The following is a 22,394-nucleotide window of genomic DNA, read 5'->3' as shown; positions in this document are numbered from 1 at the left end:
CGAAGCGCGGAGGAGTCTCCAATGAGGAGTACCGATCGTTCTATCTCATGGAGCGGGGCGGCCCCGTAACGGGCTGCCCGACCGCTCCTGCCCGCTGACCGAACAGGACACCTCATGCGCATTCCTCTCTCGCGTCGTGTCGCACTCGTCGCCGGCGCCCTGACCCTTCTGGGAGCCGCCACCGCTCCGGCCGTGGCCACGGGGAAGACCGACCAGACCGCCTCCCCGAAGCCGACCGTCGTGCTCGTCCACGGGGCATGGGCGGATTCCTCCAGCTGGTCGTCGGTGATGGAGCGCCTGCGCACGGACGGCTATCCGGTCCGCGCCATCGCCAACCCGCTCCAGGGGCTCACCAGCGACACCGCCTACGTCTCCAGCTACCTGTCCAGCATCCACGGCCCGGTGGTGCTCGTGGGACACTCCTACGGCGGTGCCGTGATCACCAACACCGCGGCTTCCGACCCCGACGTCAAGGCGCTGGTCTAGGTCGCGGGCTTCATCCCCGCCAAGGGTGAGTCGGTGGGCGACCTGGCCGCGCAGTCCACGCCGCCCATCCCGCTCGTCTCCACCCAGGTTCCGGGCGGTACGGAGGTCTCCATCGACCCGGACCACTTCCGGGAGACCTTCGCCGGTGACGTCGACAAGACCACGGCCGCCGACATGGCGGCGGCGCAGCGGCCCGCCAACACCAAGGCGGTGTCCGACGCCAGCGTCGAGGAGGCCTACCGCACCATCCCGTCCTGGAGCCTGATCACCCGTCAGGATCACGCGATCGCTCCCGCGCTGCAGCTCTCGATGTCCAAGCGGGCCCACGCACACATCGAGGAGGTCGACTCCTCGCACGCCGTGATGGTCAGCCACCCCGGTGCGGTGACGAAGGTGATCGAGGACGCCGCCTGCGGCACGCGTTGACGAACCGGTCCGGCTCCGCCGCGGCGCGGGGCCGGACCGTGTCACACCCCGGGAGCCTGGGCGATGCGGTCCACGCTCCCGTCGTCGCGTCGGCGCGCGTGGGCGTGGCCGTATGGGGCAGCGGTGAGTTGCGTGGATGTACGGAGCGCGGTGAGTCGTACCACTCGCCGCACGCCGGCGGCCGAGTACGACGTGGCGACCGCGCACGCCGTCACGCCCCCGGCCCGCACGAACAGGCCGTTCCTCCCGCGACCGCGAAGGCACCTGGAGGAACGGCCTGTTGGCGCATCACATGGCCGGCCACTGGGGGCACTGGGACTCGCCGTCCGCCGGCACACCGGCGTCAGGGCGGCGCGGTGTGCCGACGGACGACAGCGAGACGCCCGCGACACCTCGGCGAGACACCCGCAAAACACCCGCTGCAGGCGGGCTCGGGCCCCGGCCGACTGGAGGCCCGCGCGGGGACACGGAGGCGACAGCATGCCGCGCCGGGGTGCTGACACCTCGGCGCGGCATGCTGTCGTCCGCGCGTTCGCTCGCCCGGCCGACTCCGGTCCCGGCGACGGATCCCGAACCGGACCCGTGGTCAGCCGTCGGCGGTCAGGGGCGGGTCAGCCGTTCTCGCGGGCGGCTTCCTCGATCAGACGGGTGACCGCTCCGGGGTGGCTGACCATGACGGCGTGCGAGGAATGGATCTCCTCGGCGTGCGCCTTGGCCGGCTTCGCGAAGCAGCGCTCCTTCTCCGGCTCGATGATCTGGTCCTTCGCGGCGGTCAGGTAGTAGCTCGGAATGTCGTGCCAGGCGGCGGCGGTGGTCGTACTCTGATTCGCACGGGCGTCGAGCGGCCGCTGCGTGACCGCCATCGCCGCGGCGGTCACCGGGTCGACGCAGGCGGCGAACCGCTTCGCGAACTGCTCCTGCTTGATGCAGGTGTCCACACTCTTGGTGCCGTCCGCGGCCACGGTCGTGACCTGGGCGCCCGGCAGCGGCGGCAGCGGGTGCTCGACGGGGATGTCGGACGGGCCGGACGCGGGCTCGCCCTTGTCGGGGACCAGTGCCGCCAGGTACACGAGTGCCTTGACGTCGGGGTTACCGGCCGCCGCCTCGGTGGCGACCGCTCCGCCGCAGGAGTGGCCCACCAGCACGATGGGGCCGTCGATGCTGCGCAGCACGTCCTTGGCGGCGGCCGCGTCGGTGGGCAGACCTCGCAGGGGGTTCGCCACCGCGCGCACCGGATAGCCGTCGTGCGTGAGCCGCTTGATCACTCCGTTCCAGCTGGAGGAGTCGGCGAGCGCTCCATGCACCAGCACCACGGTCGGCTTCTCCTGGTGCGTCTGCCCGACATGCGTCGTGACCGCGCCGGCGGACGGGTTCGGAGCAGCCGCGGCCGGAACGGCAACCGCGGCACCGGCTGCGACCAGCGCAGCCGCACCGACGGAGAGCAGGCCCTTCGATGGACGGGACATGGGGAACGACCTCCAGGTGTAATGAACGTCCTGTCTCGTGAACCCTCGGCCACGACTCGCGCACACCTCGCTCCCGCACTCGCATCCGGCAGACGACACCCACGACAGGAGTACCGAACGTTCTCCCTCGTACGGTAGCGTGTGAGGCGATGGGTGCGCCCGCCTTCATGCGGCACGTCACGCCGCGCGCGCCGGAAAGACACCCCGGGGTCTCGCCGCTCTAGCCGACTGCTCGTGGGTGGCCCCTTGCCGAGGAGATGCTCATGTCCGAGACCGCAAGAAGAGCGGACAGCAGGGAGATGATCGCTGTCCACGACATGTTCCGCCGCGAGTTCTCCGCCATGCCGGACCTCGCGGAGAACGTGACGCCGGGGGATGCGCACCACGCGACCATGGTTGCCGAACACGTCGGTTTCGTCGCCGGGCTGCTGCACGCTCACCACGCAGCCGAGGACGCGCTGCTGTGGCCGATACTGCGGGAACGAGCCGCCGGCGATGTCGCCCCGCTGCTCGGCACCATGCAGTCCCAGCACGACGAGATCGACAGGCGGTCGTCCCCCGCCTGCGCGGTCACGGCACGACCCGGTTTCTCCCGGTCGAGACGCTCCGCAACGGCCGGCAGGCGGCGCTCGCGCTCGGCATCGTCCGACAGCAGTCGCCCACGAGGTGGGTCCACAACTCCCGCACGCAGCAAACCAGTTGATGCTGCATGTCGCGTCGTGTACGTGGGCCCCCACCCGTGCGACGGTGGTTCCGTCGCGGCGGGTGAGGGCCCACGCGAGGTGTCGTCCCCGAGTCAGGGGCTTCGGAGGTTTCGGGGTGTGAGGTGGAGCGGGGCGTGGCGCGCGGCCTGCCGTCGGCGCCCTCCTCCGCCCCACCACGCCCCGCTCGGGCCGGCCGGGGACATGCGTCTCTCAGCCGGCTCGATCCGGATGCCGGATGCGGCCTACGGCAGCGGGCCCGTCGCGTAGTACGTCCGGCACACCGAGCCGTCGAAGTCGGTGGCCAGTTCGAGGACCTGCGTGCCGTCCTCCGACGGCAGGAGAGGCGAGCTGTAGTTCTGGCAGTAGTTCACGTCGGGGTTCGGCACGTTGACCGGTGCGTCGATCGCGGTCCACGGTCCCTCACCGTTGTTCGAGTTGGTGAGGATGGTGCGGCCGCTGCCGTCGGCGACCGAGCCGTCCCGGTTGAGCAGGCGCTGGCCGATCAGCAGGATGCGGCCGTTCGGCCCGCCGCCCGGCGCCCAGGCGATGGTGGGCGTGGCGCGGAAGTACCGTCCGTCGGCCGTCTCGGGCCGGATGCCGAGGTAGGTGGGGTCACCCCAGTTCCAGCCGTCGGGGGAGGTCCGGTAGTGCACGACGCACTGGTACTGCCCGCCCGGGTTGCAGATCTCGTAGGTCATGAAGTACGTGCCGTTCGGCAGCCGGCGCACCACCGGCATGCCGGGGCGGTCGGGCTGCCAGCTGCTGGCCACGACGTCGTGACGGTCCTGCCAGTGGATCCCGTCGTACGAGCGCACCGCGACGAGCTTCTGGCTGTGCGCGGGGTCCGTCTCGTCGGAGTATTGGCAGACCAGGGCGCCGTCGGCGGCCACGGAGAACTCCGGTTCCCACAGGCCACCGGTGTTTTCCGCGACGGCACACGACGACAGGTAGGACCAGGTGCGGCCCACGTCGTTGCTCCGCCAGATGCGCAGCGCCATGCGGCGGTCCTGCTCGTCCTGGCCCGCGGAGGAGGCCCACAGCAGGGTGCCCGCCGGCATGTCGCCGACCTGGCGGGGCAGCTCGAACAGGGTGGTGCAGCACAGCCCCTGGCCGGCCGCGGACTCGGGGTCGGCGATGGTGCCGACCCGGTGGAAGGTCGCTCCGCCGTCGGTGCTCTCGTGGATCGCACCGATGCCGTTGTTGCCGTCGAAGGTGACGACGCTGGCCAGGATGCGCCCGTTGGAATCCCCGTTGTGCGCAAGGCGGATGACCCGTGGGTACAGGGCCGTTCCGTCCTGCAACGGTGTGCCGGTGGCCGCGGCGGCGGTGGTGCTGGAGGCCGCCGTTTCAGTGATCAAGGGGGATGTCGCGGCTGGGGTGGTCGCAAGCAGTCCCAGGGCGCCGCTCAGTGCGAGCACGAGAAGCGGACGCCGTCTCAGGGCATGCCGAACTCGCCGGATCACCATAGGTGTTCCTTCCGATTGGTGGGACGCGCGCAAGGCTAGAGCCGAATGCACATCGATGTAAACGCGTCTTGCTCCAGTACCCCGCGATGCGTCGAATGTGCGTGATCTGCGGTTTGCGAGAAGCGGGGTTCCGTCCGCTGCGGTCGCCTGCGAAGACAGGCAGTGGGGTACCGAACGTTCTATCTCATCCTCTGGTGACCTGACTGACTGAGGCCCACTTCGCGTCCCGGTCGCGGCCTCGCAGCACCCCCCCCTGTCCGTCACCATCAACCGCACCACCGGGCGCGCCGGAGGCCGCGGGAAGTCCGACTGCTCCGGGTGTCGCCGAGCAACGCACCGCTGCAGATGCGACGAGGAACGTGTGCCGGCCGGTCACGACGCCCGCCCCTGTCGCGCGCCTGCTTCTGCCACCGACCGTGCAGTTCACGGGCGGTCGTCGAGGCACCTGTCCCCTGACCTTTCGTCACCACCGAGACACCTGTCACCACGAAGACAAAGGAAACGTCGTCCATGACCACCACACCCAGTGCCGGTGCGGCATCGCCCACCGTGCCGGCAGAGGGGACGGCCCCCACCGCGATGACCCATGCCCAGGTCATGCGTGCCCTGTCGGGGCTGCTGCTCGGGTTCTTCTGCGCCGTCCTGTCCTCGACCGTCGTCACCAACGCGCTGCCACGGATCATCGGCGAACTCGGCGGCGGCCAGAGCGCCTACACCTGGGTCGTCACCTCGGCGCTCCTCACGGTGACCGCCTCGACACCCCTGTGGGGCAAACTCGCCGACCAGTTCAGCAAGAAGCTCCTGGTCCAGGCGGCACTGGTGATCTTCGTCGCCGGTTCTCTGCTGGCCGGTCTCGCGCAGAACCCCGCCACGCTGATCACCGCACGGGTCGTGCAGGGACTCGGCGGCGGCGGACTGTCCGCGCTGGGACAGATCGTGCTCGCCGCGATGATCTCCCCGCGTGAACGCGGCCGTTACTCCGGCTACCTGGGCGCCACGTTCGCGGTCGCCACGGTCGGCGGCCCCCTGCTCGGCGGTGTCATCACCGACACCAGCTGGCTCGGCTGGCGCTGGTGCCTGTTCGTGGGCATCCCCTTCGCCGTCGTCGCGCTGGTCGTGCTGCAGCGCACGCTGAACCTGCCGCCGGCCAAGCGTCAGGTGAAGGTCGACTGGGCCGGTGCCTTCTTCGTCACCGCCGCCGTGTGCACGCTGCTGATCTGGGTCACCTTCGCCGGCGACAAGTACGCCTGGCTGTCCTGGCAGACCGGCACGCTGATCGGCGTCGCCGTCGTCCTGACGCTGGCCTTCCTCTTCGCCGAGACGAAGGCCGACGAACCGGTCATCCCGCTGCGGCTGTTCCGCAATCCCACCATCACCCTGGCGTCCGCCGCCTCCCTCTTCGTGGGCACCGCCCTGTTCGCCGGGACCGTGTTCTTCAGCCAGTACTTCCAGGTGGCGCGCGGCGCGTCCCCCACCAGGTCGGGCATCCTGACGATTCCGCTGATCATCGGCCTGTTCGTGTCCTCCACGGTCTCCGGCCGCATCATCACCCGCACCGGCAAGTGGAAGGGCTGGCTGGTGACCGGCGCCGCGCTGATGGCCGCAGGGCTGGGCCTGCTCGGCACGCTCCGCCACGACACCCCGTATGCACTCATCGCCGCCTTCATGGCACTGGTGGGACTCGGTGTCGGCATGACCCTGCAGAACCTCGTGCTGTGCACGCAGAACCAGGTCTCTCCCGACGACCTCGGGGCCGCGTCCTCCACCGTGACCTTCTTCCGCTCGCTCGGCGGCGCGGTGGGCGTCTCGGTCCTCGGCTCGGTCCTCACCGGCCGCATCAGCCATCACGCCCGTGCGACGATCGCCCAGCTCACCCCCGAGGACCAGGTCACCGCCGCCAAGGCGTCCGGTGGCCGGCTGCCCGACGTCGCGACTCTGCCGGCCGGTGTGCGCACCTGGCTCGAGGGCGCCTACGGCCACGGCTTCGGCGACATCTTCCTGTACGCCGCCCCGCTCGCCCTGGTCGCCTTCCTGATCACCTTGTTCATCAAGGAAGTCCCGCTGCGCTCCACCAGCGGCCTGGCCCAGGCCGCGGAGGCGGACCCGGCGTCCTGACGGCACCGCCCGCCCGGCCGTGGAACCCGTTGCCGGACCGGTGCGCCGGGCAGGCGGAGAACGGTCTGTCTTGACAGCTGCGAACGGAGCTTGCCAGGATGCTCACGGCAGAACGGTCGTTCCACCACGAGTGGTGTCCGTCCGAGGACATGTGCGCCGGCACCGGCGGCGAGACCACCGTCGCACCATCGGTGCACAGCACTGCGGTCCGCAGCGCGTCGTGGCGCTCCCCTTCCCCGCACGGACGCCTGGCCTGCTGCCACACGTATGTGACGACCGTCAGGACAACGGGGATCGCCGAGCGAGGACGCCGCTCGCACCACCGGGTGCCGCGTTTCCTCACGCAACCACGGCGTCGCGGGGCTTCCCGAGCGGATCTCCCCGAGGGCCGCCCCGAGGCGAGAGCTCAGCAGCCCGCGCTCCTTGTTCCCTCAGCGTTTCCTCAGCAGAGAAAGAGGCCCCATGTCCCCCACCGCCCCACAGCGACTTTCCCGCCTCACCGACACCCTGCGACGGACCATGCGGGCGGAACGGGTGGTCACCACCGGACCGGACTACGACGCCGGCCGGACCATCTGGAACGGCGCCGTGTCCGCCCGGCCCGGTGTCGTCGTCCGATGCGCCGGCCCGGCCGACGTCCAGGCCGCCGTACGGGCCGCGCGTACGCACGACGTGCCGTTGACGGTCCGTGCGGGCGGCCACGACTGGGCCGGGAGGGCGCTGAGCGACGGCGGGCTGACCATCGATCTGTCCGGCATGCGCCAGGTGACGGTCGACCCCGTGGCCCAGATCGCCGAGGTGTCCGGGGGCGCCACCGCCGCCGATGTGGTGGCCGGCGCCCAGCTCCACGGTCTGACGGCGGCGACGGGTTCGGCGGGTTCCGTGGGCATGGCGGGCCTGACCCTGGGCAGGGGATACGGACCGCTCAGCGGCCGCTTCAAACTCGCCGTGGACAACCTGCTGTCCGCCGACGTGGTCCTCGCCGACGGGTCGGTCGTCACCACCGACCACGAACGGGAACCGGAGCTGTTCTGGGCCCTGCGCGGTGCCGGCGGGAACTTCGGGGTGGTCACCTCGATGCGGGTGCGCCTGCACCGGGTGCCCGCGCTGCTGTCCGGGCTGCTGCTGTTCCCGTGGGAGCAGGCGCAGACCGTGCTGACCGGGCTGGCGGACCTCCTGGACGAGAGTCCGGACGAGCTGACCGTCCAGTACGGTGTCCTGCCCGGCCCCGACGGCACACCCGCGGTGTTCCTCTCTCCCACCTGGAGCGGCGACGACCGCGCGGCGGGAGAACGCGCGCTGGCACGCCTCGGCACTCTCGGTGCCCCTGCCGTTTCCCAGGTGGGTCCCACCACCACCTCCGACATGCTGGCCGGCATCGACGCGCTCTTCCCCTTCGGACGGCACGTCGAGATCCGCACGCGCTCCGTGCCGTCGCTGACGCCGGGTGTGCGCACGGCGCTCGGCCTCGCGGGTGACGCGCTGACCTCGCCCTACTCGGCGGTCTCGGTGCACAGCCTGCACGGTGCCGCGGCGCGCGTGCCCGCCACGGACACGGCGTTCGCCCACCGCGTCCCGCACCTGATGACCGAGATCATCGCCCTGTGGGACCCGGACGACACCCGCGCCGCAGACCATCGCGCCTGGGCCGACACGGTGGCCCAGGCCCTGGACGCCGAGGCTCTGCCGGGCGGGTACGCCAACCTGCTGGGACCGGACGAGACCGCCCGGATCGCGCACGCCTACGGGCCCAACACCGCGCGGCTGCTCGAAGTCAAACGCCGCTTCGACCCTGACCACGTCTTCCAGGCCATCCCCCTGCCGCCCGCCTCCTGAGAAGCCGGGCGACCATCCACCAGAGAACGAAACGAGGACGATCCTTGACTCTCCGACACCGGACGACCCGCTGCGCGGCGACCCTCGGCCTGCTGCTGGCCACCTCGGCGCTGACGGTTCCTCAGGCCATGGCCGCGGACACGCAGGTGCCCACCGGATCCGTGACCGGTACGACGGTCGAGCCGCTCGGCAAGCTCGGCCCGCTCGCGAGCCTCATCATCGAGCGCCTCCAGGTGAGCGACGACGTGGCGGCGTCCAAGTTCGGCACCGACTCACCCATCGAGGACCCGGCCCGCGAGCAGCAGGTGCTGGACTCGGTCCGTGAGCAGGCCGAGGCCGCCGGGATCGACGCGGACGCGGCCGTGGCGTTCTTCCGGGACCAGATCACGGCGAGCAAGATCGTGCAGCAGGGGCTGTTCGACCGCTGGACCGCTCACCCCGAGCAGGCCCCGACGACGCGCCCCGATCTCGGCGAGATCCGCACCAGGCTCGACCAGCTGACCACGGCTCTGCTCGCCGAGCTCAAGAACACGGAGCACGTGCGCGACGAGCCCGTCGCCTGTCGGGTGCAGCTCGCGCTCGCCGGTGTGTCCGGCGCGGTGGTGGAACACCTGGACGCTCTCCACCGGCAGGCCTTCCGGGCGGCGACCGGCTCCGTGTGCCGCTCCGCCGAACCGGCCGGCCGGTAACGACGGAGGCGGAAGCAGCGCCGCACGGCACTGCAGGGGCCGTTGAGGGAGGTCGATCCCGCGGCGCGCGTGCCGTCGGCCTGCATGCGGCGCGAGGGCCGCCATCGGGGCGCACTACCGGTGGCAGCCCTCGCGCAGATCCCGAAGTGCCTTGTCCTGAAGTGCTCTTCAAGGCTCTATGAGGCACCCCGTCTCGCACGAATGAGCAGCGACCGGCGACCACCACCCCTGAAGGAGAACGTTCGGTCTTGACAGTGCCGACGGGGTGGCGCACGATGATGCGAGACAGAACGGTTGGTCGCACGGAGGGTCCCGCGCTCACCACCCCCCCACGGCCAGGTCCAGGCATGCAGCGAGGAGCGCCGTCACCGCCTCCGTATGACTGGTTCCGGCACCGAGGCGGCAGTCCCCACCGAGGTGCCGTCGTCCATCGACAGGCACTGACCCCCCACGACGGCGCCGCTCGGAGGGTCGTGGGAGGCACCGTGTTCGTGGCGATGGCCCACGCGTTCAAGACGCCCGACCTGCGCAGGAAACTGCTCTTCACGCTCGGCGTCATCGTGGTGTACCGGATCGGCACCCACATCCCGCTCCCCGGCGTGAGCTACCGGGCGATCCAGGAGTGTGTCGACCAGTCCTCCGGCAGCCAGGGGTTGTTCGGGCTGGTCAACCTCTTCAGCGGAGGCGCCCTGCTGCAGGTCACCGTGTTCGCGCTCGGCATCCTCCCCTACATCACCGCGAGCATCATCCTGCAGCTGCTGACCGTGGTGGTGCCGCGTCTGGAAGCGCTCAAGCACGAGGGGCAGTCGGGCACGACGACGATCACCCAGTACACCCGGTATCTGACCGTGGGACTCGCCGTCCTCCAGGGCACCGGCCTGGTGGCCACCGCCCGCAGCGGCGCCCTCTTCACCGGCTGCACCGTCGCCTCGAGCATCGTTCCGGACAAGTCGGTCCTGACCACCGCGACGATGGTCGTCACCATGACCGCCGGCACCTGCCTGGTGATGTGGCTCGGCGAACTGATCACCGACCGCGGCATCGGCAACGGCATGTCGATCCTGATGTTCGTCTCGATCGCCGCCACGGTTCCGTCCGCCCTGTGGGCGATCAAGAAGCAGGGGCACCTCGCCCGCGGGTGGATCGAGTTCGGCGGTGTGCTGCTCGTCGCCCTGGCCATCGTCGGCCTCGTGGTGTTCATGGAGCAGGCCCAGCGCCGCATTCCGGTGCAGTACGCCAAGCGCATGGCGGGCCGCCGCTCCTACGGCGGCACGTCCACCTACATTCCGCTGAAGCTGAATCAGGCGGGCGTGATCCCCGTCATCTTCGCCTCGTCGCTGCTGGCCATTCCGACGCTGATCGCGCAGTTCTCCGACACCGACGCGGGCTGGACGACGTGGATCGGCCAGAATTTCACCCGAAGCGACCACCCGGTCTACATCGCCGCCTACTCCGTGCTGATCGTGTTCTTCGCGTTCTTCTACGTGTCGATCACCGTCAACGCGGACGACATCGCGGAGAACATGAGACAGTTCGGGGGCTTCATCCCGGGCATCCGCGCCGGGCGGCCGACCGCCGAGTATCTGCGTTACGTGCTCAACCGCATCACCTGGCCCGGCGCGCTGTACCTGGGGCTGATCGCGCTCTTCCCCACCATCGTGCTGGCCGTGACCGGAGCCGGCCAGAACATCCCGTTCGGCGGGACCAGCATCCTCATCATCGTCGGTGTGGGCCTGGAGACCGTGCGGCAGATCGAGAGCCAGCTGCAGCAGCGGCACTACGAAGGTTTCCTGCGCTGAGAGGCACCCCGCGCCCTCAGGTTCGCCACCGCGATGTGGGCCGCCGTGTCCCGGTCGGCGTAGAACTCCTGCGCATACGGGTCGAGGAAGATCATCCGCAGCAGGTTGTCAAGATCCGTCCGGTGCCTTCCGGCGTGGATGCGGTGCACCCACCCGCGTACCCGCGCGCCCGGCGCCCCATGCCGCATCCGGTCAGGCGGACGTCCGGTGCCCGGCGTGCAGCGGGAAGAAACGGGCGACGGTCTCGACGGTGTCGAAGGTCATGTCGGCGCGGCCCATGAAGAACGGTGCCTTCCGGGTCCGGGGAATCGTGTGGCAACCGCCGTCGACGGTGTACAGGCAGCGATCCGGGGCCGGCCGCCCTGTGACCGGGCGCCGCCGGTGCCCGGGCCGGCGCCGGGGCCAGGCGCGGTGTGCCCCGGTGCGGCCCGGGGTCCGCGGCGGCCGGGGGCTGTCGCGGGCGGCGGACAGCACACAGGAGGCGCTCGAAGGAGAGCGCCTCCTGTGCGTTGCGATGCCGCGGGTCAGATCAGACGGTCGGGGTCCACCGCTGGGCGTCCGCGCCGTTGCAGTCCCAGATCTGCAGCTGCGTGCCGTCCTGGGTGGTGCTCGCCGGGTCGTCCAGGCAGCGGCCGGACTGCGGGTTCACGAGCGAGCCGTTGGGGCCCGGCACCCACAGCTGCGCGCCGCCGCCGTTGCACGGCCAGAGCTGGACCTTGGACCCGTTGGCGGTGCCGTTGGCGGTCACGTCGAGGCACTTGCCGAAGGCCCGCAGCGTGCCGCCCGCGTCCGGAACGTACGTCCACCGCTGGGCGTCCGTGCCGTTGCAGGTCCACAGCTGCACGATCGTGCCGTCGGCGGTTCCGGAGTTCCTTACATCGATGCACTTGCCCTCGATGGCCGAACGGAAGGTCGCCGTCCGGGTCTCACCGGCAGCCGCGAGAGCGGACTCCACCAGGTCGGCCGCCGCTCTCATCCCCGCCTCGTTGGGGTGGTAGGTGGCACGGCCCGCCGGCGGGCGGTACGACTCCACCCAGGGGCTGGCGGAGCACGCGTCGTGGCCGCGGCTGGCGCCGGCCAGGTCGACCAGCGTCGCACCCGTGGAGGACGCCGCGGCCGCGGTGGCGCCGGCCAGGCGCGAGGCGATGCTGCGCTCGTACGAGGCCTGCTCGTCGGTCAGCGGCACGTTCGGGCACACCCCGGCGTCCGGCAGGATGGTGAAGTAGCTGACCAGGTAGACGTGCGCCTGCGGCGCCCGCTGGTGCACGGCGTTGACGACGTTCGCGATGCGGCCCTGCAGTTCCGTGAAGGCCTGCTCGATCTTGTTGCGGTCCACCGAGCCGCAGTTGGTGCCGCCGCTGGTCTGGCAGGAGTAGACGTTGATGCTGCCCAGGTAGTTGACGTCGTTGCCGCCGATGGTGACGGTGACCGTGCGGGTGTCCGGGCCCACGGCCTCCACCTGCGGCGGCAGGCCCGCCTGGCTGGTCGTCAGCACGTTGGCGGTGGTGGCGCCGCTGCACGTGACGTCCGTCAGATTGGCCCCGAGGTCACGGGCGACGATGCTCGGGTAGTTGTTGACCGACCGCGAGCACGCCGAGGCGCCGGGGCTGGTCTGCACCGGCGGGATGCCCGGGCCTGCCGCGAAGGAGCTGCCCATCGCGACGTAGTTGAGCCCACCGCCGGCGGCCTGCACACGGGGCTGAGCCTGCTTCTGCGCCGGTTCTGCCGCCGCGGCGTTCGCCGCCGTGCCGGCGGCGGCCGCGACGAACGCCACGGCTACGGCACACGCCGCGCGGACGGCCAGCCGCGCGCGTGGGCGCTTCGTGGAGTTCGGAGTTGTCACGGATTCTTCCTTCCCAGGGGCCGGGAGCACGGCAGTGCCTCGTGCTCGCATCCGGCCAAGCAACACTGGTTGGTCTGGACCTTAGCGGGTGTGCGGACCACGGCCAAGCCCGCAGGAACACCTTCCACAAATGCCTTACGGCACTCAAGTGTTGTTGCCCCGGCAACCTTTGATCCGCAGCAAATGGCTTGAAAACAAAGGACAGTTGACGGATCCGGCCCCGGTTGCTTCGCAGATGCGACCGTATGCGAGGGCGGCAGGACCGTCGGTGTGCGCGGCGATCGGGCGACGCGTCGGCACGGCGGAGTGCGTCGTCCGGCAGGCGAACACGTGCCCGCTCGTGCCGGTCACATGTCCCACCTGCGCCGGGGCGACGACGACCGGCACATGTCGTGCGGCGCCCGCCGCGGCCGGTGCCCGCCACGGCGGTGCCGTCCCGCCGGCGGTGCGGCGCACGAACCGCCTGTTTCGGGCATCGTTGTGGTGTGCACATGCACAGGACGGGTGCGGGTGTGCCGTGCGAGAGAAGGGGTGGTCATGGAGCGGACGACATGCTGTGTGGTGGGTGGCGGGCCGGCCGGGATGGTGCTCGGGCTGCTGCTCGCCCGGGCCGGCGTCGAGGTGACGGTGCTGGAGAAGCACGGTGACTTCCTGCGCGACTTCCGGGGCGACACCGTGCACCCCTCCACGCTGGCGCTGCTGGACGACCTGGGCCTGGCGGAGCGGTTCGCACGCCTGCCGCAGCGCCGGGTCACCTCCGTGCAGCTCCCGCTCGGACCGGACGGGTCCCTGGTCACCGTCTCCGATCTCGGCACGCTGCCCGGGCCGTACAACTACGTGGCGATGGTGCCGCAGTGGGATCTGCTGGATCTGCTGGCCGACGAGGCATGCCGGGAGTCCGCCTTCTCCTTGCGGATGAACACCGAGGCGACGTCGTTCGTGATCGAGCACGGTCGGGTCACCGGGGTGCGCTACCGCACCTCGGACGGGCGCACCGGCGAGCTGCGGGCCACGCTCACGGTGGCCTGCGACGGCCGGGGCTCCCTGGCCCGGTCCCGGCCCGAGCTGGGGCTGCGGGAGTTCGCCTGCCCCATGGACGCCTGGTGGTTCCGGCTGCCCCGGCGGGAGAGCGACCCGCAGGGGCTGGTGGGAGGTGCCGGCGACGGACTCCTCGCGGCCCTGATCGACCGCGGGGAGTACTGGCAGTGCGCCGCGCTGATCCCCAAGGGCACGGACGCCGAGCGCCGCGCCGCCGGCCTCGACCGGTTCCGGGGCCGATTCGCGTCCGCCGTCCCCTGGCTGGCGGACCGGGTGGACACGCTGCGGTCCTGGGACGAGGTGAGGATGCTGGACGTACGGCTGGACCGGCTGCGGCGCTGGCACCGCCCGGGGCTGCTGTGCATCGGGGACGCGGCGCACGCGATGTCACCGGTGTTCGGCATCGGCATCAACCTTGCCGTCCAGGACGCGGTGGCGGCCGCCCGGTATCTCGTCGAGCCGCTGCGCGGGGGACGTGTCGGGCTGGGCGACGTGCGGGCCGTCCAGCTGCGGCGGTGGCCGACGGCGGCGGGGGCGCAGGCGCTGCAGCGGATCGCGCACGCCCGGCTCATCGGGCCCGTGCTGGCCGGCCGGACGCCGCTCGGCGGGCCTCGGCGGGTGCAGCGGATGAGCGAGCTGCTGACCAGCGCGCCCTGGCTCGCACGTGTACCGGCCCGCTTCATCGGCTACGGTGCGCTGCGTGAGCACCCGCCGGAGCGCTCGTTGCGCTGAGGGCCGAGGGCGACCGTTCGGCGAGCGGCATCCCGTCGCCCCCGCGGGACACCTCCGCCGGCTGTGATCGCCGGCCCCGAAGCCGGCGGCAGCCCGGGCCCGGCCCTCCCACCGGGCGGCGGGCCCCGGGTCAGCCCGTCCCGGCGCCGGGGCCGCCGGGACGGGCGTACGCAGGTGGTTTCAGTGTGTGACGAGGACGGTCAGCCTGCGCGGCCCGTGGACGCCCTGGACACGGATCATCTCAATGTCCGCGGTGGCCGAGGGGCCGCTGATCCAGGTGATGGGCCGCCGCGGGTCGAGCCTGCCGATCACCTCGGGCAGGGCGGAGCCGATCTGCTCCTCGCGCACGACGCACACGTGGACGTCCGGGACCAGGCTGAGGGCGCGGCGCCCCTGTCCGGGGCCGGCGTCCAGCACGATCGTGCCGGAGTCGGCGACGGCCGCCGCGCAGGCGCTGACCACGGCGTCGGTCGCGTCGAGCTGCGCCGTGGACAGCGCGGGCACGTCACGGCGCACCTGTCCCTTCCATGCGGCCGTCCACGCCGGGTCGAGACCGTCGGGGACGACCGCTGTGCGTGCGGCCCGTTCGTCGAGGGCCGCGGCCACCGCGGTGGGCAGGTCCGCCTCCGGCACCCGGCGCACCGTCGCCCCGTACTCCGTCACGCGGGTGACGAACAGCTCGACGGTGGCCTCGCGGTCGCCTGGGGTGATGCCGGGGGCGCCGCGCAGGTAGGCGCGGGGCACCTCGACGGGGTCGTCGGGCAGGTCGGCGACGGCCGCGCGGATGCGGCCCAGGATGGCCTCGCGGGCGCTCACCGGGTACCTCCTTCGGTCCGCTTCCACCAGGTGCGGAAGGACTGCGCGGGGATCTCGGGGATGGTCCTGCTGTCGGTCCAGCCGTGCAGCGGGCCGGGCAGGTTCATGTCCGTGGGCAGCACCGCCCCGGCCCGGCCGGCCGACTTCACGGCGGCGTTCCACAGCGGGTTGTGCCGCATGACGCCCGCCACGGCCTTCAGGGCAGCCTTCTCGGCGGGGTGCTTGACCTCGGCGTCGCCCTCGGCCACGTCCGACCGCAGCTTGAGCAGGACGTCGGTGAAGCGGATGCAGACCGGGCACACCTCGTTGCAGGCGCCGCAGAGGGTGGAGGCGTAGGGCAGGGACGCGGTCTGGGTGTCGTCGGGCCCCTTGAGCAGGGGGTTGAGGATGGCGCCGATGGGGCCGGGGTAGACCGAGCCGTAGGCGTGGCCTCCGGTGCGCTCGTAGACGGGGCAGATGTTCATGCAGGCTCCGCAGCGGATGCAGCGCAGTGCCTGCCGGCCCACCGGGTCGGCCAGGGCGCGGGTGCGGCCGTTGTCGACCAGGACCAGGTGGAAGGTGCGCGGCCCGTCGCCGTCCGTGGTCCCGGTCCAGCTGGAGGTGTAGGGCGCCATCCGCTCACCGGTGGCGTTGCGGGCCAGCAGCTGCAGGAAGATCTCCAGGTCGCGCCAGGTGGGCAGGACCTTCTCGATGCCGACCACCGAGATCAGGGTCTCGGGCAGGGTCAGGCACATGCGCCCGTTGCCCTCCGACTCCACGATCACCAGGGTTCCGGTCTCGGCGATCATGAAGTTGGCCCCGGAGACGGCGACCTTCGCTCTCAGGAACTTGTCCCGCATGTGCAGGCGTGCCGCCTCGGCCAGTTCCTCGGGGTCGTCGCCGAGGTCGTCGGGTGCCGGCCGGCCGTGCCTGCCCATCTCCCGCCGGAAGATGTCGCGGATCTCCGTGCGGTTGCGGTGCAGGGCCGGGACCACGACGTGGGAGGGCAGGTCGTCGCCGAGCTGCACGATGGCGGCGGCCAGGTCCGTCTCACGGGCGCTGATGCCGGCCTGCTCCAGTGCAGCGTCGAGGCCGATCTCCTCGGTCAGCATGGACTTGACCTTGACGATCTCCGTCTCTCCGGTCTCCTGGACCAGGCCGGTGACGATCCGGTTGGCCTCCTCGGCGTCCTGCGCCCAGTGCACGACACCGCCGGCCTCGCGGACCTTCGTCTCCAGCTGTTCGAGGTAGGTGTCGAGGTGGCGCAGGACCTCGTCCTTCACCGCGGCCGCGCTGTCGCGCAGGTCCTGCCAGTCGGGGCGTTCCGCCGCCAGCGCCCCCCGCTTGGCGCGGATCGTGTGGGTGGCCCGGCGCACGTTGGCGCGCAACTGCTCGTCCTTGGTGGCGCGTTCGGCCGCCGTGGGGAACGCCGGCCAGTCGAGGAACACCTTGCTCATCGCACCCTCTCCCCTTCCGTGACCGGCACGCCGTCCAGCGGACCGTCCTTCTCGGTCCTGGCCAGGATCTCCACCAGGTGCATCGTGCGTACCGGGTGGCCGTCCTTGGCGAGGCGGCCGCCGATGTTCATCAGACACGAGTTGTCCACCGCCGCCAGGACGTGCGCCCCGGTCTCCCGCACGTGCCGGGCCTTGTCGCCGTTCATGGCCCCGGAGACGGCCCCGTTCTTCACCGAGAAGGTGCCGCCGAAGCCGCAGCACTCCTCCTGCGCGGGCAGCTCGACGAAGTCGATCCCGCGCACCGCCCGCAGCAGCCGGTAGGGCCGGTCGCCGAGCGCCGAGGCACGCAGGCTGTGGCAGGTGGGGTGGTAGGTGACGCGGTGCGGGAAGTACGCGCCGACCTCCTCCACGCCGAGCGTGTCGGTCAGAAAGCTCGTCAGTTCGTGCACCCGCGGCGCGATCCGGCGGACGTCGCGCAGCAGGCCGTCGTCCCCGACGGACTCGGCGGCGATCGCGTACGCCTCCGCGGGCATCCCGCCGCACGAGGCGGAGGGGACGATGATCCGGTCGTAGTCGCCGAAGACCTCGACGAAGTGGCGGGCCAGCTTCGCGGTCTCGGCCCGGTAGCCGGTGTTGTAGTGCATCTGGCCGCAACAGCTCTGCGCGGCGGGGAACTCGACCTCGACGCCGAGCCGCCGCAGCAGCTCGACCGCGGCCTGCCCCGTTCGCGGGAACAGAGTGTCGTTGAGGCATGTGACGAACAGCGCGGTGCGCATGGCCTCGCCCTTTCTCGCTGACGGTCGCCGGCGGACTGCGGACACGCCCCCAGCGGCGATGGGGACGCCACCGACGATATGCATACGACCATAGACGTCAACTTGTATGCAAGCAAGTGCACCAGCTGGCGGACATCCTGTGCGGCATGCGGCACAATGCCTGCATGACCATCCAGCCCAAGGCCGCGGACCGCGCCTACGCGCACATCCGGGACAGCCTGCTCGACGGCGTGTACACCAGCGGGGACCTGCTCTCGGAGGGCACCGTCGCGGCCGATCTCGGGATCTCCCGCACCCCCGTGCGGGAGGCGTTCCAGCGTCTGCAGAACGAGGGCTTCCTGCGGGTGTACCCCAAGCGCGGGGCGGTCGTCGTCCCGGTGGGTCCCGAGGACGCCCACGGGGTGCTGCAGGCACGCCTGCTGCTGGAGCTGTTCGCCCTGGACGCGCTGGCCGCCCGGGGCGCGGAGGCGGTGCGCGAGACCGGGGAGGCACTGCTGAGGGACTGCGAGCAGGAGCAGCAGGGCACCACACCGGCCGGCGCGCGGGAGCTGGGCCGCACCTTCCACTGCCGGCTGGTCGGCTCCGCCGGCAATCAGGTCGTCGCCGGTCTGTACGAGACGCTGTGGAACCAGCAGGAGCGGATCTCCGCCGCGGCCACTGCCGGTCCCGCGCACGCCGCCGAGGACGTGGCGGAACACGCCGCGATCGCCACGGCCCTGCACGAACAGCGTCCGGCCGAGGCCCGGCGGCTGCTCGCCGACCACCTCGCGGCGGTGCTCCACCGCTCGGGGTTCAGCGGGCGGCCCGGCCTGCCGCCGGAGGCGGGCACGTCGGCCTCCGCATAGCCGAGGGGCCTGTGCCGCCCGTCCTGCCCGAGGGGACGCCGGGTGACCGTGACCCGCCTTGCCCGAGGAGATGCCGGGTCACCGCGACACCGCGGTACGCGATGGCGGTGTGCCGGCGCTTCCCCACCCCTGCCTCCCTGCCCCGCTGTGCCGCGGAGGCGGGCGACCCGCGGTCCGGCCGACCGTGGAACCGGTCGCGCGCGCCCCTGCGTTGCGCGTCGCCGGCGTCGGGCAGCCTGGACGCAGAGGGCGGTCCCAGCCCAGGGCGCTGCGTGCGGGGACCGCCCTGACCCTGCGTCCTGTCACCGCAGGCACTTCGACAGTAAGGCCCGGCCGCGCGGCGCGCGCGTTCGAAGCGTCGGACGGGTGAGGGAGCCGCTTCGCGCAGGTCGGCCGGCGGGCGACGCCTCGTCAGGGCGGACAGGGGCGACCACCCGTCGGGGCGCACGGTCCCGCTCCGGCCTGGATGCGGACCTGTTCGGCTTCGGTACGGCGCCGGCGCGGCGGCCCCGGCTCTGCAGGACCACGGCGAACCTGGCCTGAGCGCCCGTGATGGCGGTGCACCGGGTTGATCCGTCGCTCCACACCGGCATCGCCGGGCGGCGGACCCGTACGTGAGCCGTCCCCTGCGGTCACGGGTCAGCAGGGGAAAGTGCCGCTGTACAGGGCGTGTCCGTCGGAGGAGCTCGCGGAGCCGAAGCCGTAGATGCCGTCGTCGCTCCAGACCGCTTCGCGGAAGCCGTTGACGCAGGTCGACGTGGGCGCGATGGCGAAGCCCTCCAGGTTGTCGACCGGCATGACGGCCGGGTTCGTGTAGGTCACGTCCGGCACGACGGTGCCGGCGGCGTCGATCTTCAGGAAGGTGTGCGTCTCGCCGCAGGTGTTGTCACAGGTCGCGACGATGCGCTGCGTCCCGGCGTCGAACATGACGTCCATCACGGATGCCTTGCCGGTGGCGATCGTGCCGAACGTGGTGAACGAGCCGTCGGAGTTCAGGCCGTAGACGTGCAGCGTGCCGTCCCACTCCAGGCCGGCGAAGAACAGGCCGGATCCGTGCAGCGGGTAGTTCGCCGGGTTGTAGGCGGCATGGGTGAGCGGGTCGATCCAGCCGTTCGCGGTCAGCCAGCTGTCGGGCACATAGCCGACGCCCTCGAACCCGAGGTTGGCGTCGTCCTTGCTGCCGGTGTCGAGCTGGGGGAACTGCGAGGTCACATCCCACTGGTGGACCGGAGTCAGCGTCGATCCGGTCGCGGCCGGGTCGAACTCCATGATCGTGTCCTTGGGGACCGCATTGTCGGCGTTGTCTCGCTCGGACGTCACGTAGATGTGGCCGTTGCCGCCGACCGTCACACCCTCGGAGTCCGGCCGGCCGGTCCCGCCGGCGAAGCGGATCTGCTTACCGGTCGCGCTCCACGACGGGTCCGGGATCCACTTGCCGTTGTTCTTGACCAGCTTGAACAGCCAGTTCTTGTTCTTGACCGCCCACAGCACCGACGGGTTCGCCGGGTCGAACGCCAGCCCGCTCACGTCGCGGCCCTCCGGGCCGGTGGGCGTGGTGAACGCGCAGACGTCGTCGGTGATCGTGACGTCCGGCCCGCCCGGCCACGCCGACGTGCCCGCCGGGGCCGAGCCCGTGCCGGATGGTGCCTCAGGGGTGCAGCCGCTGGTCAGTGAGCCGCCGCCGCCGAGCAGATGACCGGTCTGACCGCCTCCGCCACCACCGCCGGAGCAGGAGTTGGCGCTGCCGAGCGTCGCGGTCGTGGAGGTCTGGAACCACCCGGTGCCGTTGGCACAGCGTTCATCGGACGGCTTGGCGCCGTCGTCGGCCCAGGTCACGGAGTCGATGGAGGTGCCGTCGCCGTCGAAGAGGAAGAGCGAGTCGTTGTCGCCCAGGCCGATGGTGGAGTCGAAGGTGAGGTAGCCGCCCGCAGGGATGCTCGTTGCGCTCGGGGAGGAGGACGAGATCGAGACCGGGGAGTGGCCGGTGTCGTTGTCGACGTACTTCCACGACCCGATGCTGACCGCGCTCGTACCATCGTTGTACAGCTCCACGGTGTCCGAGCCGTCGGAGGCGACCTCGTTGATCCGCACCTGGCTCGCCGACGGGACCGCCGACGGGCAGCCCGCGGAGTTCGCGGCGCCGAACGTGGTCGCCTTGACCGTAGTCACCCACGCGCCGGTGCCGTCACCGCCGCAGCGGGCCATCGCCGGCTTGGCCTTGTCGGTGGCCCACTCCACGCGGTCGACCACCGCGCCGCCGGCGGTGTAGATCACCAGCTTGTCCGAGTCACCGAGGCCCTTGGGCGAGTCGAAGGTGATGAAGCCGCCGGCAGCGATCGTGGTGGCGGACGGGGTGAACGACCGGGGCGAGAAGCTGTCGTCGGACATCTTCCAGCCGCTGATGTCCACCGCGGTGGAGCCCGCGTTGTACAGCTCCACGGTGTCGTTGTCCGAGGAGGTGACCTCATTGATGCGAACGTTCTGGTAGCCGGCCGGGTCAGCGGCGGCCGCAGGCTGAGCGGCGAACAGCCCCGTGGCAAGGAGTACCGAGAACGTCAAAGCCGCGGCGCTCACCGAGGCGACGCCGACGCGTGAGTGTGAAGAAACAGGCACGAGGCGGGACTCTGATGCAACCACGTTGCAACGACGTGTACGTCGGCTGAATGCCATCTGTTGGCCACCAGAACGCCAGGCGCGCATCGGTGTCGCGGCGTGCGCGGCCCGTCCCGCCAGGCCGAGCCGGTCCGCAGCGTTCACGCGATCCCGTCCAGCACCATCCAGTCGTCCGACCGGGCCGTCGTGCAAGCCCAGGGACCACCGCGGCCTGACAGTACACCTCATTCGGCATCCGACCGCTCATGACGGACGAGCCTCGATTCGACACCTCCTTGACGGGCCATCAGTTCCAAGGACCTCCCTGCGTGCCCGGTCGCGGTCGGGCCGTCGTACGCCGTCGTCTTCGACGAGCGTTCCGGCGCGGCGGGCGAACGCGGCCTCGGTCACCGGGGTGGCGATTGTGTCGACCGGCCCTCGGCAGCCGACGATGGCCGTGAGCATCTGCTGCAGCGCCGCGATCGTCTCGGAATCGACGATCGCGTGGATGGGCCCGTTGCACACCGAACGCCTGCAGCTCACGTCGCAGCGCCATCCAGCCGCCCTCTGTCCGGTGGTCCTCGTCGATGCCGCGGCGCGGGCTCAAGGGCCCGGCCGAGGCGGCCGGAACGTCGTTCCTGCTCTGCGCAAGATCCGTTCGACGACGGACCCAGGCAGCACGGTCCGCATGGGCACTCAGCGGCTCGCGCGGACCCCGTCCAGGGCGATGGACAGCACCCGGCGGCGCTGGTCCTCGTCGTCGAAGGCGGTCGCGGTGATCCCGGCGATCATCCTCAGCAGTTCGCTGAAGGTCATGTCCCGGCGGACCTGGCCGGCCTGCTGGGCCCGTTCGAACAGCGGACCGCCCGCCGCCTCCATCGATTCCCGGCAGGCCTGGAAGATCTCCGAGTCACCGTCGAGGGCCTCACGGACGGCACGCTTGGTGACCATGTAGCCGGTGAACCGGTCCAGCCAGGCCGTCAGCGCCTCCCACGGCTCCAGGACGGCCACCTCCTCGGCGACCAGGCACAGCTCGTTCACCTCGTCCGCGTAGACGCTTTCGAACAGATCGCGGCGGGTGGGGAAGTTGCGGTACAGGGTGCCGATGCCGACGCCCGCGCGGCGGGCGATGTCCTCCAGGGAGGCCTCCGCACCGTGCTCGGCGAAGGCCTCGCGTGCCGCGGCCAGGAGGGCGTCGAAGTTGCGGGCGGCGTCCTTCCGGTGCGGCCGCCGGGACGCCACGATCTCGCGGACAGGGAACGGCTGGGGCGTCACTGCTGCCTCCCGGGGCGGGCTCGATTGAACCGGAGGAATACCTCCGCTACAGTG

The 22,394-nt window shown here is 71.3% G+C and carries 16 protein-coding genes and 1 pseudogene; 8 read left to right on the top strand and 9 right to left on the bottom strand.

The window, feature by feature from the left end; translation table 11 throughout:
• Positions 1-114: 114 nt before the first annotated feature.
• Positions 115-912: pseudogene (locus tag IE286_RS27915) on the top strand (alpha/beta hydrolase).
• Positions 913-1,523: 611 nt separating this feature from the next.
• On the opposite strand, the gene IE286_RS16705 reads toward IE286_RS27915, so the two are convergent.
• A complete protein-coding gene (locus tag IE286_RS16705; RefSeq protein WP_189797542.1) occupies positions 1,524-2,378 on the bottom strand; it encodes an alpha/beta fold hydrolase in 855 nt (284 codons plus the stop codon).
• Positions 2,379-2,635: 257 nt separating this feature from the next.
• Here IE286_RS16705 and IE286_RS27910 point away from each other — a divergent pair, with 257 nt between their 5' ends.
• Complete coding sequence (locus IE286_RS27910; protein ID WP_372462559.1) at positions 2,636-3,349, top strand: hemerythrin domain-containing protein; 714 nt, start codon at positions 2,636-2,638, stop codon at positions 3,347-3,349.
• Here IE286_RS27910 and IE286_RS16695 read toward each other — a convergent pair.
• Positions 3,325-4,440: a sialidase family protein gene (locus tag IE286_RS16695; RefSeq protein ID WP_229862952.1), complete on the bottom strand. Its 1,116-nt coding sequence runs from the start codon at positions 4,438-4,440 to the stop codon at positions 3,325-3,327. The genes IE286_RS27910 and IE286_RS16695 overlap by 25 nt on opposite strands.
• 687 nt (positions 4,441-5,127) lie before the next feature.
• Here IE286_RS16695 and IE286_RS16690 point away from each other — a divergent pair.
• The 4 genes from IE286_RS16690 to secY all read left to right on the top strand — a co-directional run bounded on the left by IE286_RS16690 (position 5,128) and on the right by secY (position 10,987).
• Complete coding sequence (locus IE286_RS16690) at positions 5,128-6,663, top strand: MDR family MFS transporter (protein WP_372462561.1); 1,536 nt, start codon at positions 5,128-5,130, stop codon at positions 6,661-6,663.
• 462 nt (positions 6,664-7,125) lie between these two features.
• Complete coding sequence (locus IE286_RS16685; protein ID WP_189797538.1) at positions 7,126-8,499, top strand: FAD-binding oxidoreductase; 1,374 nt, start codon at positions 7,126-7,128, stop codon at positions 8,497-8,499.
• A gap of 44 nt (positions 8,500-8,543) precedes the next feature.
• Positions 8,544-9,188, top strand: coding sequence for a chorismate mutase (locus IE286_RS16680; RefSeq protein ID WP_229862947.1), 645 nt, complete (start codon positions 8,544-8,546; stop codon positions 9,186-9,188).
• Between the two features lie 497 nt (positions 9,189-9,685).
• Positions 9,686-10,987 carry a preprotein translocase subunit SecY gene (gene secY / locus IE286_RS16675; protein ID WP_189797618.1) on the top strand — a complete coding sequence of 434 codons (1,302 nt, stop codon included), beginning with the start codon at positions 9,686-9,688 and terminating at the stop codon, positions 10,985-10,987.
• Here secY and IE286_RS16670 read toward each other — a convergent pair.
• Complete coding sequence (locus IE286_RS16670; protein ID WP_372462558.1) at positions 10,966-11,082, bottom strand: hypothetical protein; 117 nt, start codon at positions 11,080-11,082, stop codon at positions 10,966-10,968. The two genes, secY and IE286_RS16670, sit on opposite strands and share 22 nt — an antisense overlap.
• A 434-nt stretch (positions 11,083-11,516) precedes the next feature.
• Positions 11,517-12,830 carry an SGNH/GDSL hydrolase family protein gene (locus IE286_RS16665; RefSeq protein WP_229862935.1) on the bottom strand — a complete coding sequence of 438 codons (1,314 nt, stop codon included), beginning with the start codon at positions 12,828-12,830 and terminating at the stop codon, positions 11,517-11,519.
• Positions 12,831-13,367: 537 nt separating this feature from the next.
• Here IE286_RS16665 and IE286_RS16660 point away from each other — a divergent pair.
• The gene (locus tag IE286_RS16660; RefSeq protein WP_189797536.1) at positions 13,368-14,600 is read left to right on the top strand and encodes an FAD-dependent oxidoreductase; all 1,233 of its coding nucleotides are present in this window, start codon (positions 13,368-13,370) and stop codon (positions 14,598-14,600) included.
• Positions 14,601-14,780: 180 nt separating this feature from the next.
• Here the strand turns inward: IE286_RS16660 and IE286_RS16655 are convergent, their stop codons facing one another.
• The 3 genes from IE286_RS16655 to IE286_RS16645 are packed head-to-tail and all read right to left on the bottom strand — an operon-like array spanning position 14,781 to position 17,628.
• Positions 14,781-15,416, bottom strand: a complete 636-nt coding sequence (locus tag IE286_RS16655; protein ID WP_189797535.1) for a LutC/YkgG family protein — start codon at positions 15,414-15,416, stop codon at positions 14,781-14,783.
• Positions 15,413-16,852, bottom strand: a complete 1,440-nt coding sequence (locus IE286_RS16650; protein ID WP_189797534.1) for a LutB/LldF family L-lactate oxidation iron-sulfur protein — start codon at positions 16,850-16,852, stop codon at positions 15,413-15,415. The genes IE286_RS16655 and IE286_RS16650 overlap by 4 nt, the downstream gene beginning before the upstream one ends.
• Positions 16,849-17,628: a (Fe-S)-binding protein gene (locus IE286_RS16645; RefSeq protein WP_189797533.1), complete on the bottom strand. Its 780-nt coding sequence runs from the start codon at positions 17,626-17,628 to the stop codon at positions 16,849-16,851. The genes IE286_RS16650 and IE286_RS16645 overlap by 4 nt, the downstream gene beginning before the upstream one ends.
• Positions 17,629-17,792: 164 nt before the next feature.
• Between IE286_RS16645 and IE286_RS16640 the strand changes: the two genes are divergently transcribed.
• Positions 17,793-18,473, top strand: a complete 681-nt coding sequence (locus IE286_RS16640; protein WP_189797532.1) for a GntR family transcriptional regulator — start codon at positions 17,793-17,795, stop codon at positions 18,471-18,473.
• Between the two features lie 639 nt (positions 18,474-19,112).
• Here the strand turns inward: IE286_RS16640 and IE286_RS16635 are convergent.
• Both IE286_RS16635 and IE286_RS16630 read right to left on the bottom strand, forming a co-directional pair.
• Complete coding sequence (locus IE286_RS16635; protein WP_229862933.1) at positions 19,113-21,086, bottom strand: lamin tail domain-containing protein; 1,974 nt, start codon at positions 21,084-21,086, stop codon at positions 19,113-19,115.
• A gap of 675 nt (positions 21,087-21,761) precedes the next feature.
• Complete coding sequence (locus IE286_RS16630) at positions 21,762-22,340, bottom strand: TetR/AcrR family transcriptional regulator (protein ID WP_189797531.1); 579 nt, start codon at positions 22,338-22,340, stop codon at positions 21,762-21,764.
• Positions 22,341-22,394: the final 54 nt, after the last annotated feature.

Origin of the sequence: Streptomyces thermodiastaticus, from assembly GCF_014656135.1 — a bacterium.
In the GTDB taxonomy this organism is placed as follows: domain Bacteria; phylum Actinomycetota; class Actinomycetes; order Streptomycetales; family Streptomycetaceae; genus Streptomyces; species Streptomyces thermodiastaticus.
This window is presented reverse-complemented; position numbering and strand designations above follow the sequence as displayed.